This is a genomic window from Paenibacillus sp. FSL H8-0280 (genome assembly GCF_045040665.1).
Classification (GTDB): domain Bacteria; phylum Bacillota; class Bacilli; order Paenibacillales; family Paenibacillaceae; genus Paenibacillus; species Paenibacillus xylanexedens_A.
The window spans coordinates 4,133,871-4,145,617 of record NZ_CP150296.1; the positions used below are offsets into that span (position 1 = coordinate 4,133,871).

At 44.1% G+C, this 11,747-nt stretch carries 12 protein-coding genes and 1 pseudogene; 9 read left to right on the top strand and 4 right to left on the bottom strand.

The window, feature by feature from the left end; genetic code table 11:
• The first annotated feature begins 140 nt into the window (after nucleotides 1-140).
• Together MHI12_RS18055 and MHI12_RS18060 are read left to right on the top strand one after the other, a co-directional pair.
• Nucleotides 141-992, top strand: a complete 852-nt coding sequence (locus tag MHI12_RS18055; protein ID WP_405169943.1) for an AraC family ligand binding domain-containing protein — start codon at nucleotides 141-143, stop codon at nucleotides 990-992.
• Nucleotides 989-1,927, top strand: coding sequence for a DMT family transporter (locus tag MHI12_RS18060; RefSeq protein ID WP_405169944.1), 939 nt, complete (start codon nucleotides 989-991; stop codon nucleotides 1,925-1,927). Before MHI12_RS18055 ends, MHI12_RS18060 begins: the two co-directional genes overlap by 4 nt.
• Before the next feature lie 70 nt (nucleotides 1,928-1,997).
• On the opposite strand, the gene MHI12_RS18065 is transcribed toward MHI12_RS18060, so the two are convergent.
• On the bottom strand, nucleotides 1,998-2,699 hold the full coding sequence (locus tag MHI12_RS18065; protein ID WP_405169945.1) for a pseudouridine synthase: 702 nt from the start codon (nucleotides 2,697-2,699) through the stop codon (nucleotides 1,998-2,000).
• Between the two features lie 204 nt (nucleotides 2,700-2,903).
• Between MHI12_RS18065 and MHI12_RS18070 the strand changes: the two genes are divergently transcribed.
• The 5 genes from MHI12_RS18070 (at nucleotide 2,904) to MHI12_RS18090 (ending at nucleotide 8,549) form a co-directional block, all read left to right on the top strand.
• The gene (locus tag MHI12_RS18070) at nucleotides 2,904-3,536 is read left to right on the top strand and encodes a hypothetical protein (RefSeq protein ID WP_405169946.1); all 633 of its coding nucleotides are present in this window, start codon (nucleotides 2,904-2,906) and stop codon (nucleotides 3,534-3,536) included.
• 342 nt (nucleotides 3,537-3,878) lie between these two features.
• A complete protein-coding gene (locus MHI12_RS18075) occupies nucleotides 3,879-5,087 on the top strand; it encodes an MFS transporter (protein ID WP_405169947.1) in 1,209 nt (402 codons plus the stop codon).
• Nucleotides 5,088-5,176: 89 nt separating this feature from the next.
• On the top strand, nucleotides 5,177-6,415 hold the full coding sequence (locus tag MHI12_RS18080; protein WP_076328498.1) for an aspartate aminotransferase family protein: 1,239 nt from the start codon (nucleotides 5,177-5,179) through the stop codon (nucleotides 6,413-6,415).
• Nucleotides 6,416-6,690: 275 nt separating this feature from the next.
• A complete protein-coding gene (locus tag MHI12_RS18085; protein ID WP_405169948.1) occupies nucleotides 6,691-7,740 on the top strand; it encodes a zinc-binding dehydrogenase in 1,050 nt (349 codons plus the stop codon).
• 71 nt (nucleotides 7,741-7,811) lie between these two features.
• Entirely contained in the window at nucleotides 7,812-8,549 is a 738-nt protein-coding gene (locus MHI12_RS18090) for an HAD family hydrolase (RefSeq protein ID WP_405169949.1), read from the top strand.
• 144 nt (nucleotides 8,550-8,693) lie between these two features.
• Here the strand turns inward: MHI12_RS18090 and MHI12_RS18095 are convergent, their stop codons facing one another.
• Complete coding sequence (locus tag MHI12_RS18095) at nucleotides 8,694-8,876, bottom strand: YjfB family protein (protein ID WP_405169950.1); 183 nt, start codon at nucleotides 8,874-8,876, stop codon at nucleotides 8,694-8,696.
• A 162-nt stretch (nucleotides 8,877-9,038) separates the two neighbouring features.
• Between MHI12_RS18095 and MHI12_RS18100 the strand changes: the two genes are divergently transcribed.
• Complete coding sequence (locus MHI12_RS18100) at nucleotides 9,039-10,145, top strand: hypothetical protein (RefSeq protein WP_405169951.1); 1,107 nt, start codon at nucleotides 9,039-9,041, stop codon at nucleotides 10,143-10,145.
• Nucleotides 10,146-10,258: 113 nt separating this feature from the next.
• Here the strand turns inward: MHI12_RS18100 and MHI12_RS18105 are convergent.
• Nucleotides 10,259-10,786 (bottom strand): annotated as a pseudogene (locus tag MHI12_RS18105) (HAD hydrolase family protein); the annotation flags it as partial.
• Between MHI12_RS18105 and MHI12_RS18110 the strand changes: the two are divergent.
• Nucleotides 10,783-11,406, top strand: coding sequence for an HAD family hydrolase (locus tag MHI12_RS18110; RefSeq protein ID WP_405173019.1), 624 nt, complete (start codon nucleotides 10,783-10,785; stop codon nucleotides 11,404-11,406). The pseudogene MHI12_RS18105 and the gene MHI12_RS18110 sit on opposite strands and share 4 nt — an antisense overlap.
• Before the next feature lie 143 nt (nucleotides 11,407-11,549).
• On the opposite strand, the gene MHI12_RS18115 is transcribed toward MHI12_RS18110, so the two are convergent.
• On the bottom strand, nucleotides 11,550-11,732 hold the full coding sequence (locus tag MHI12_RS18115) for a YjfB family protein (protein ID WP_405173020.1): 183 nt from the start codon (nucleotides 11,730-11,732) through the stop codon (nucleotides 11,550-11,552).
• Nucleotides 11,733-11,747: the final 15 nt, after the last annotated feature.

The following is an 11,747-nucleotide window of genomic DNA, read 5'->3' on the forward strand; positions in this document are numbered from 1 at the left end:
CTTTCCCTCCGGGATTGCGGGTATTTTGTTTTTTGGAGATATCTGTCCGATCAGACACTTCGAGCAATAGCAATATCGTTCAAGAAAATTCCTTCTTTGCAACCTATAATGATCTTAACTTACCAGAAAGAAGGTGCATCATGACTCGGGAAGTCCGGACTGTCGTTTTTGATAGCGATTTACAGCTAGAAGCTTATCAATTTGAAGGCATTATGCAGAAGTTTCCCAATCATTTTCATGACTATTACGTCATTGGATTCATTGAACAAGGCAAGCGACACCTCGTCTGCAACAACGAAGAATACATTCTGAATAGTGGTGACATGATTGTCTTTAATCCACATGATCCTCATGCCTGCGAACAGGTCGATGGCAGAACCCTCGATTATCGCTGTATCAACGTCCAGCCTGAGATTATGCGAGAGTATGCAAAAGAGATTACTGGACAAGCTTACTTGCCACGGTTCACATCCCCCGTTCTCTATCAGAGTGAACTTGTGGGTTCCCTGCACGAGCTTCATCAGATGATTCTGGAGGAGCAATCGGATTTCTGCAAAGAAGAATTGTTACTCTTTCTGCTGGATCAATTAATGCGAGATTATTCGGATGCTGAACCGCCTGTTTCCACACAGGATGTTACCTTGGAGATCAGACGCATATGTGATTACATAGAAGCTCATTACATGGAAAGCATCTCGCTGAACGAGTTAGCCGATTTGACGGAGATGAGCAAGTATCACCTGCTGCGTTTATTCACCCGCCAGAAAGGGATATCACCTTACCGTTATCTGGAGACAATTCGCATTAATCAAGCCAAACGTCTGCTGGAACAAGGTCTGCTTCCGATTGAAATAGCCGCACAGACAGGATTCAGTGACCAGAGCCATTTCACGAATTTTTTCAAAAAACTGATCGGGCTGACGCCGAAGCAATACAGACGTATCTTCAACCATGATTCGGAGTTGAAACGAACCATCGACAACCTCGTATGACGAGTCATCATGGTCATCAAAACACTAAAGCCCCTACCGGACATCTACTCGCTTTGTTTACTATACTGATCTGGGGAACTACGTTTGTCTCAACCAAGGTTCTGTTGATTGACTTTACTCCAGTGGAAATTCTATTTTTCCGTTTCCTGATCGGATATTTGGTACTGTTATTGATCTATCCACGTTCACTGCGGATCGCCTCATTCAGAGAAGAATGGTTATTTATCGGGGCAGGACTATGTGGGGTGACGTTATATTTTCTTATTGAAAATGTAGCACTGGTGTACACAACGGCTTCCAATGTGGGTGTTATTGTCTCCATTGCACCGTTCTTTACTGCCGTACTCGCACACTTCTTCTTAGATGGTGAGAAGTTAACGCGCCGCTTTATCATCGGATTCGGGATTGCCTTGAGCGGCATCCTACTTATCGCCCTGAACGGCAGTTTCATTCTGCAACTGAATCCGATAGGTGATCTGCTTGCTTTCATAGCACCTGCGGTATGGGCGATCTACTCTGTGTTAATGCGGAAAATTGGCCAGCTTCGTTATCACACCATTGGCGCGACTCGTAAAGTGTTCTTCTATGGCCTGATCTTCATGCTGCCAGCTCTATTCCTGTTTGAATTCCATTGGGGACCCGGACGCTTCACAAACATGACCAATCTCTCCAATATTCTATACCTCGGTCTGGGTGCCTCCGCGCTGTGTTTCGTGACCTGGAACCGGGCAGTGAATCTTCTCGGAGCTATCAAAACGAGTGTATATATCTATCTGGTGCCTGTCATTACTGTTGTGTCATCTGCACTGATTCTTCAAGAGCAGATAACCTGGGTGATTGTACTCGGTGCGTCCTTAACCCTATTTGGCTCTTACATTTCAGAACAAAAAGGACACAAGCTTAACAACAAAAACACTAATCCGCATAGGGGTTAGTGTTTGCTTCATTTTTCACTGATAAAACTGAACATCGTGGTTGACCACCGTTGACATGCGCAGAAGTCATTCATTTTATCTCATTTAATTGAGACAGCAGAATCTCCAGTTCCTCTTGCTCCAAATGACGCCATTGCCCCCGCTCGAGTTGATCCAGCGTAATATTCATAATTCGCACGCGCTCCAGCTTCAGGACTCGGTACCCTAAGGCTTTGCACATTCTGCGGATCTGCAGGTTGAGACCTTGTGTCAGAATAATACGAAATACATTGTCACTTTGCCTATACACTTCGCAGGGCTTGGTCACCACGTCCAGAATTTCAACGCCATCAGACATGGACTTTACGAATTCGTCAGTTATGGGTTTGTCTACAGTCACTACATATTCTTTATCATGATTATGCTCCGAACGCATCATCTTGTTCACAATGCCTCCGTCATTCGTAAGCAAAATCAACCCCTCAGATGCCTTATCCAACCTGCCTATCGCAAATATGCGAGAAGGATAATTCATATATTGAATGATGTTCCCCTCCACATGTTCTGCTGCTGTGCAGACAATACCAATGGGTTTGTTCAGAGCAATGTAGACAGGTTCGCTGTCATTACGAGGAATCTCCTTGCCATCAATGAGGACCACATCGGTAGGCTCAACTTCCGCCCCTTTTTCACATACCCTGCCATTGATCGTTATACGTCCAGCTGCAATTAAACGGTTCGTTTCCCTGCGGGAGCAGAATCCCGTTTCACTTATGTATTTGTTAATTAACATGTGTCACCACTTCTCATCTGTAATATTTCTGGTGGTTCATTGAATTAATGATACGTTTATTTACTTCAAGCAAGAGTTAGTACCTTGTACTGATTCTCATTCCACATCATCTCATTTATACTGAAACGAAGCAATGAATGGTTATATAAAAACACATACAACGTTACATAGGAAAGCCAAAATACACTCTGAAAGGAGTTTCTCATGTACAAAGTTACTCGATTTACAGTTGATCCCGATGATCCAAACCAAGACTCTGGCATGTGGATTGGTGGAGAGACTGCATACGTTTCCGACTGGCCACTCAACCCTGAGGGTCAGCCTTTATTACATCTGTTCTCCATCAATTGCAATACACTTTCACAGCAGGTCCATATCCCATCTTTACCACAAGATAAATATATCTCGGTCTTCTCAACCTACTCTGCCTCCGAATATTTTCTGGATCAGGTAACCTATACGGGAGATGAGCTGGAATGGAACGAGAATATTGTTGCCGGATGCACTTATGTCTCGGTATCTTCGCATCCACTCACTTCCGTATGTCCCGTTCCACCCATTCCGTTAAGCGGCGTACGTTTAATTGAGATGGAGTTAGACGATCAGGAGTTCCCTGCATTTTCATTTTTCTCTCCCACTGTACCAAACGGTGTGAAAGGAATTGACCATTTGCTAGAAGAACATCAACTGGTTTGTCAAATATATTCCGGAGATTTTCCTGAGCCTTATCGGGATATATTGGGTCTTCCCGATGCAAACGGTTATTTATTTTTGCGAAGGGGTCCCGCGTCTGCTCACGCACCATTCGATGGAATTTTCTTTGTACAGACTGCTTAATAGCGATACGTGGAAGTCAGGTTCATCATATAGAAAAATTAATTAGAACGTTTCCCGTCTACTCAGACAGGGAACGTTTTTTATATATGTACGTGTTACTATCTTCGATCAATACAGATACCAAACACTGTTAAAAAGTCATATGGATTGAATCATATCTACCCTTTCGACACGAAATCGTTTTAGAAAAAAATATAACACAATAAATATTTTCAACCTTCAAAACTTAACATTATTTTACAATAAAAAGCATGTACATTTGTTCATTTATGGTATAAGTTATATATGAAATAAACATTAATTACATAATATAAAATTTTTATCCAACTAGGAGGCGGGCTTTTGAAAAGAATATTCGCTCTAAGCTGCGGTTTTTATCTGTTAATCGGCATAACCAGCGTTGTGCTCGGTGCACTTCTCCCTGTTTTATTGTCACATTATGAGCGCGGTTACAGTGATGGCGGATTTTTGTTATTTCTGCAGTTTCTTGGATTTCTTGTCGGTGTAATCGCAGCTCCTGCCCTGACAGCCCGTATCGGAAGAAAAGCGATGCTGACCCTTGCTCTGATCTGTATTGTAGCCGCCTATATAGTACTCGGTTTTCTGCCATCTTGGTCTGTAGTTCTTCTTCTCACAATTATCGTAGGTTTCGGTTCAGGTATCATCGAACCCTCTGTAGGTGCATTCACGATCGAATTCACTGAGAATCAAAAGGCGGTCGCCATGTCCAAGCTGGATGTCTTCTTTGCTCTTGGAGCACTTCTCATCCCGGCTGTCGCTGCTTTATTCATCTGGATGGATCTGTGGCATCTTACTTTTTATACGGTGGCCGTGTTGTCACTGGTTCTCATGCTGCTGTGGATCACTATGCCCCGGCCAGCCGCACTGTATCTGGAGCAGGCTGGCGAGAACACAGTGGCACATGCAGCAGGTAAAGCCCGATATTCAAGAAAACATCTGGGTCTGCTGACAATCTTCGTTATCTTCTTTTTCATCTACATGGGATTGGAATTGGGATTGATGAACTTCCTGCCCTCCATTCTCGTAGAACGATTGCACCTTCAGGAATCTGTCGCATCGCTGAGTGTCTCCATCCTCTGGATTGCGATGATCATCGGTCGTCTTTTCTCCGGGAAGATAGCCGAATCCGTCAACTATATGCCATTCCTGATCTGGAGTACGGTTGGCACGCTTTTGTTTACGGTCGCTATGGTATTTGTAACTGGACAGTGGACAACGTATGTACTCATTTTCGGAACCGGTCTGTTCATGTCGGGGCTGTTCTGTATCGCACTGGTCTATGCAAATGTTCTGATTCCCGGTATGACCGAGCGGACAACCAGTATCCTGATCGCATCGGGGGGTATTGGGGGTGCCATCTTGCAGTATGTGACCGGATGGAGTATGAGTACATGGCCTGTCGTGAATACAATCTGGATTTTGGCCGGATTCTGTCTGATCCTACTGCTCACATTGATGATCTCTCATCTATGGACTGTAAAAAATAATGCAGTACGTACTGCTCTCGCACAACATAGCAAGGAAATGTAAACATCGTTTCTTAAGGGAGGTGATGCCCGCATCATCCGGATTGTTGAGCTTCGTTCGAGCTAGTACACCATTATATTGGAGGAAATCGTATGCAAACTTTAACCAACAACCGCTTCATAGCCGGAAAAGGGATTAAGTTGATTGACGATTCAGGTGTTGAATACCTGGATGGCGTGTCGGGCACGTTCAATCTGTCACTGGGCTATAATCACCCACATGTTGTCAGCAAAATTCAGGAACAAGTCGGCAATCTGACGCATATGTCTTCCTCCTTCACCGAACCGTACGTAAATGAAGTACTTGATCACTTAATCGAATATGCTCCAAACGACATTAATGCCGGATGGATGCGGGATATCACTGGTTCAACTGCCAACGAATGTGCAACCAAAATTGCACAGAAGTATACCGAATCAACAGACATCATCAGCCTGTATCTGTCCCATCATGGGCAGACCCAATTTGCCACCGGGATTTCGGGAAATGCCTTCCGGCGGAAACGCTTCCCCAATTCGGCTGTTGCTAACGCTGTCCATGTACCTGCCCCATACTGTTATCGCTGCCCATTCAAATCCTCAAATGGAGACTGCGGCTATCAATGCGTTGAAGCTATATCTGATGCGATAGAATATGCAAGTTCCGGCTCAGTCGCATGCATGATTATCGAACCCATTCTTGGAAATGGCGGCAACATCATCCCTCCCGCCGGGTATTTCAAACGTCTGCGTAAACTGTGTGATGAGTACAATATTATTCTCATTGCCGACGAAGTGCAGACCGGAATCGGTCGTACCGGAACCATGTTTGCCAGCGAACTGTTTGATATCCAGCCTGATATGATTACCCTTGCAAAAGGTCTTGGCGGGATCGGCGTACCTGTTGCTGCGGTGTTAATGCAATCCCGGCTGAATGTGCTCGAAAAGCACGAACATTCCTTCACCTCAGGAAGCAATCTGATCTCCGTAACTGCTGCCAAATCCACCTTGGAAGTGGTATCCGAACCCGGGTTTCTGGATGCGGTGAAACGCAAAGGTGAAATTTTGGGTGAGTTGCTGCATGAATTGGCTATGAAATACCCAAGTATCGGTGAAGCTCGTGGTGTCGGGTTAATGTGGGGGTTGGAGATTGTAGGTGACGGTAATGAACCGGATACGCTCAAAACCAATGCCATTGTTGACCGCGCTTTTACAGATGAGCATCTAATCTTGAGAAGTTCAAGATATGGCTTCGGCAACGTTGTTAAGGTCCGGCCTTCCCTGACCACAACCGAAGACGAACTGGTTGAGATTGTGGAGCGGCTGGATTCAGTGCTCGCCAGCGTTAATTAAAACATTTCAATGCAACTGTTCGAAGTGGTCGTTTCGGTTACGAATCGTTCTTATGATCGCTGTTATCCACGGATTTTCTTGATTTCCCTTTCACAAGGGAAAAATCCGTTGATAGCGTATGCTTCCGAAGCAGTTTTCTTTCAGAAAGCTTTGAGGCGAACGCTTCGCATCTCCAGAATCGATCTCGTCCCTTCAATAACTTCTTATCTCGTCTGAAACTATTTTAAGATGAATCGCTATTTTTATATTTTTTATAATTACAAGGAGGTTATATCATGCTTGCATTGGTATACAAATCGGCTTGGGATGTGGCTCTTGAGGACCGGCCTGTTCCGGAAATTACAAGAGATAATCAGGTGTTGGTTCGTATTCGGGCGACAGGTGTATGTGGTACCGATCTCGGTATTGTCAGCGGCAAATATCATGCGGTCCCTTCTGTCATTCTCGGTCATGAGTCTGCCGGGGAAGTCATTGATGTTGGCTCTGCGGTAACGACATTACAACCGGGCGACCGTGTTGTGATCGATCCTACCTACTATTGCGGACAATGTGACATGTGCAGAACAGGCAGACAAAATCATTGCATACATAAGTCTGTTACCGAGACAGGTGTGAGTGCTGACGGAACATTTACAGATTATTATGTGACCGAAGATCGCTTTTTGTACAAATTGAAGGATCATGTGAGCTATGAAGAAGCAACTTTGACGGAACCGCTCAGCTGTATGCTGACGGGGATTAATCAGATTCATCTACTGCCGAATTTCAGAACAGTCATCCTGGGTGCAGGCCCGATTGGCATTCTGTACAGCTACGCGCTCGCTTCCAAAGGGGTTACCGGCTGTCTGGTCGACATCTCCGAAGAACGCTTAGCCATTGCCGGTTCCATTGCACCTGATCGTTGGGAAGTTCATTCATCCTTCGAAAATGCAATAGAATCACTGTCACCCGCAACCCAGCAAGTCGATATGATTGTGGATACAACTGGCGTTGTGGGCACACAAGTACTTTCCCAGCTCGCCAGCGGCGGTTACCTGATGCTGGTTGGTCTGAGAGATGGAAACACATCCTTCAATCCCAAGGAAGTTGTGGACCGTAGTCTAAAAATTATTGGTTCCATCGATTCTCTGGGAACATTTGCAACCGCACATTATATGATTGAACAAGGGATTATTCCGGCAAAAAAAATCATCACCCACTCCTTCCCGTTGGAGGATTACGAAGAGGCATTCCGTACACTTGGCTGCGATATTCAGGGGCGCACACTTCAAGCCTCTTCACATGCCATTAAAGTTGTGCTGCAATCCAGCGGTTCCAGTTTCTAAAGTGGAAGGTTAACCATGAATGGATTACATTAGAGATATATGTATACACAATCCTGGAGGAGGAATACAACATGGCAGCAAACAAAGAATCTAACGGACTGGGAGCGCCCAATGAAGACATCATTCAAGCAGTCATTTTTGACATGGATGGTGTACTGATTGACAGCGAACCGATTTATTTCGAGATTGAGCGCAGCTCTTTTGCCCATTTTGGAGCAAGGGTGACTGATGAAGAACATCATACTTATGTTGGAGTTACACTGGAATCCATGTGGCAGCAAGTATTGGACAAACATCAGCTGACCGCTACGCTGGAAGAAATATTTGCTTATCATCAGCATAATGTGATGCAAACCATGCTTGCCCATCCGAATCTGACGGCAATGCCTTCCGTGGAACGCTGGTTAAGCTGGCTGCATGAGCAACACGTACCCATAGCCGTTGCTTCTTCCTCTCCACGTGCACTGATTGATTTGATCATGGACAAAACCGGACTTGGACAATACTTTGAGGTGCGAATGACAGGTGAGGAAGTTACAAACGGCAAGCCGGCACCAGATATTTTCCTGACCACAGCTGAGATGATTGGTGCATCTCCTTCGAATTGTCTGGTGATCGAGGACTCGCGCAATGGTGTTCAAGCCGCCAAAAGTGCAGGCATGCGCTGCATCGGATATCGTAATCCGGGATCAGGGAACCAGGACTTGTCCAAAGCCGATCTTCAGATTTCCAGTTACGATGAGTTATGGACATTGAAGGATACGCTGCCCTTTGAAGGCAGATTGCCAAGTTTGTCGAAGTTGCGCTGAGAAGATCGTAATAAAAAGATCGTAATTTCGGAATGAGAATTTAGAAAAAAACAACCCAAACGGCTTCAATTCATTTGAATTGGAGCTGTTTGGGTTTTGCTTGCTGCAATGGGTGTTACATAAGGACACATGCTGTAATTTCAACTAAACCGAAAGATCGAGACTTCCACCCAGATTGGGATGAGGAGCAGGCATTGACTTCAACATTTCCGCCATCTGCTGCCCTTGCTGCTGTGCCATGTCTTTCGTAATCGACATCACCTGCAAACTCGCCGATTGTGCTACGGATGCCTGGCTCATGGCCATTGATAATGCTGCAATATCCATGCTATGTGCTCCTTTCTCTATCTTATCATTTGGGCGTACTTAATATATATCGGAAAGTGAGGATCAAATGTTGAGCAGCTCAGATCAAGCAAATAATTACCTGTTATGGCTGTTAGCTTCATGCTATAGTTTTAAGGTAGAAAAATAAAAGGAGAATCTTTAATGAAAAGTCTTAGGAAATTGACATGTATTTTTATTAGTTTTAGTTTACTGTTCGTATTACTTCCGCCTCACATGTTAGCGGCTAGTAATCCTCTAGCTGAGTCTTACCGAGATATTGAATACACTATATTCATTGATGGAAAGCTTGCGAGTTTCAACAATCAAGCATACCTAGCGGATAACGATACCGTCTACATTCCTATCAAAATGTTCAAACAAATCGGTTCACTTATTGCTGTAGGAAATGGATTTGAAGTCAAAACCAAATTAAATAAAGAACAAGTAAGTAAGAAAGACACCATTTTGTACAAAGGAATAACCTACATATCATTCGAGAAGTTTCTAAAGGTTTCCGGTTACTCAGGCAGGAATGAAGATAATTTAATGGTAGCATTTATATGGGGAGACGAGGACGGAGCAACACGGACTAAGAAATTAATGAACGGAGTCCTTAGTGTTCCCAAAGCATATCGTTCCGTTTTTGGATCAAAAGTATACTCTTATGCACTAGATCAACCTGGCTGGATCGTCAGCATGACCCAACTTTATCAACTCACGGAAGTAACTATACAATCAGCAAATGGAAAGACCGTCACAGAATACATATATAAGGACATTGGATTTTCGAATTTTTGTTATTATTTTGATTACGAATATTTCATACATATCGCTTTTAAGGGGGGCGAATATTGGGCTAACAAAAATAATTTACCTTCTTCAAATCCGCTTTATCATTTAGAAAAAATAAAAATTCTTTCCGTTGATATTAAAAAAAATAATGTAATTGTGAAAGCCAAAAGAGCTAGTGGGAAGTCGATTACGTTCAAGTTGCCTGTTACAGACGATCCAAATGATTTTATTAATGGGTTGTTCTATGACAGTGATCCTAAAAAAGATTACCCAGGCTGGTCTTCAAATGTCTGGAAACTTATTAGTCAGCAAAAGATCAAATTAGGGATGACGTTTAATCAAGTGTTACTTTCTTGGGGGAGTCCAAATAGCACCAGTAACTCTACTAGTTCATTAGGTTCTATTGATATTTGGGTCTATGGAAATACTTACGTAACCTTCTACAATGGACAGATATATTCATGGTCCGATTACTAAAATTCGAGAGCAACTAGGTTGCTCTCTTTTTATTAGCTGTTCATTAGTGAATCCGTATGCACTTACCCTTCAATCAATCCATACTTCACAAAACTATGATACAATCCATCTTCCTATACTGTTCCAGTAATATCATCTGCAATGGCTTTCAGTCCAGGCTTTGCATTACCCATGGCAATTCCGATATTACAAAATTACAACATCTCGGCATCATTCATGCCATCACCGATGGCGAATGTATCTTCTTGGGACATGCCCAGTTGCTCCAACAAATCGGCGATCGCAATCGCTTTGTGAATGCCAGGGATCATTAGCTCACCACTTCCTTCACCAAAGATCGGCACAGTGCACTGAATGACTTCGAATTTCCCTTCAAACTCTTGCTTGATCCGCTCAAACGGGATGGCTGAGCTCTCCAAGAAACATACTTTGTTCACATCATCCTTATACAGGTCGGCCTCTCCATACGTTAATCCGGCAATAAACGGGTGCGGTTTCAGCTCCTTCTTCTCTCTGGCTACAGGGTCATTCTCCACATCACCATAGATGCGGCGTTCCAGGTGAGGTTGAAGATTGCTACTCGCATACAGAGCCGAATTGAATTCAAGGTAGAAGTCAATGCCGTTTTTATTTCGAGATTGAACGCAGCTCTTTTGCCTATTTTGGCGCTGTGGTGACTGATGAAGAACATAATACTTATGTTGGAGTTACACTGGAATCCATGTGGCAGCAAGTATTGGACAAACATCAGCTGACAGCTACCCTGGAAGAAATATTTGCTTATCATCAGCATAATGTGATGCAAACCATGCATGCCCATCCGAATCTGACGGCAATGCCTTCCGTGAAACGCTGGTTAAGCTGGCTGCATGAGCAACACGTACCCATAGCCGTTGCTTCTTCCTCTCCACGTGCACTGATTGATTTGATCATGGACAAAACCGGACTTGGACAATACTTTGAGGTGCGAATGACAGGTGAGGAAGTTACAAACGGCAAGCCGGCACCAGATATTTTCCTGACCACAGCTGAGATGATTGGTGCATCCCCTTCGAATTGTCTGGTGATCGAGGACTCGCGCAATGGTGTTCAGGCCGCCAAAAGTGCAGGCATGCGCTGCATCGGATATCGTAATCCGGGATCAGGCAATCAGGACTTGTCCAAAGCCGATCTTCAGATTTCCAGTTACGATGAGTTATGGACATTGAAGAATACACTGCCCTTTGAAGGCAGATTGCCAAGCTTGTCAAAGTTTCGCTGAGAAGGTTGTAATAAAAAGATCATAATTTCGGAATGTATTTAGAAAAAAAACAACCCAAACGGCTTCAATTCATTCGAATTGGAGCTGTTTGGGTTTTGCTTGCTGCAATGGGTGTTACATGAGGACACATGCTGTAATTTCAACTAAACCGAAAGATCGAGACTTCCACCCAGATTGGGATGAGGAGCAGGCACTGACTTCAACATTTCCGCCATCTGCTGGCCTTGCTGTTGTGCCATGTCTTTCGTAATCGACATCACCTGCAAACTCGCCGATTGTGCTACGGATGCCTGGCTCATGGCAATTGATAATGCTGCAATATCCATGTTCTGCACTCCTTT

Bases quoted from the DNA above. Each gene is read 5' to 3' on its own strand.
- MHI12_RS18055 (WP_405169943.1), top strand. From the start codon at position 141: ATGACTCGGGAAGTCCGGACTGTCGTTTTTGATAGCGATTTACAGCTA.
- MHI12_RS18060 (WP_405169944.1), top strand. From the start codon at position 989: ATGACGAGTCATCATGGTCATCAAAACACTAAAGCCCCTACCGGACAT.
- MHI12_RS18065 (WP_405169945.1), bottom strand. From the start codon at position 2,699: ATGTTAATTAACAAATACATAAGTGAAACGGGATTCTGCTCCCGCAGG.
- MHI12_RS18070 (WP_405169946.1), top strand. From the start codon at position 2,904: ATGTACAAAGTTACTCGATTTACAGTTGATCCCGATGATCCAAACCAA.
- MHI12_RS18080 (WP_076328498.1), top strand. From the start codon at position 5,177: ATGCAAACTTTAACCAACAACCGCTTCATAGCCGGAAAAGGGATTAAG.
- MHI12_RS18085 (WP_405169948.1), top strand. From the start codon at position 6,691: ATGCTTGCATTGGTATACAAATCGGCTTGGGATGTGGCTCTTGAGGAC.
- MHI12_RS18090 (WP_405169949.1), top strand. From the start codon at position 7,812: ATGGCAGCAAACAAAGAATCTAACGGACTGGGAGCGCCCAATGAAGAC.
- MHI12_RS18095 (WP_405169950.1), bottom strand. From the start codon at position 8,876: ATGGATATTGCAGCATTATCAATGGCCATGAGCCAGGCATCCGTAGCA.
- MHI12_RS18100 (WP_405169951.1), top strand. From the start codon at position 9,039: ATGAAAAGTCTTAGGAAATTGACATGTATTTTTATTAGTTTTAGTTTA.
- MHI12_RS18115 (WP_405173020.1), bottom strand. From the start codon at position 11,732: ATGGATATTGCAGCATTATCAATTGCCATGAGCCAGGCATCCGTAGCA.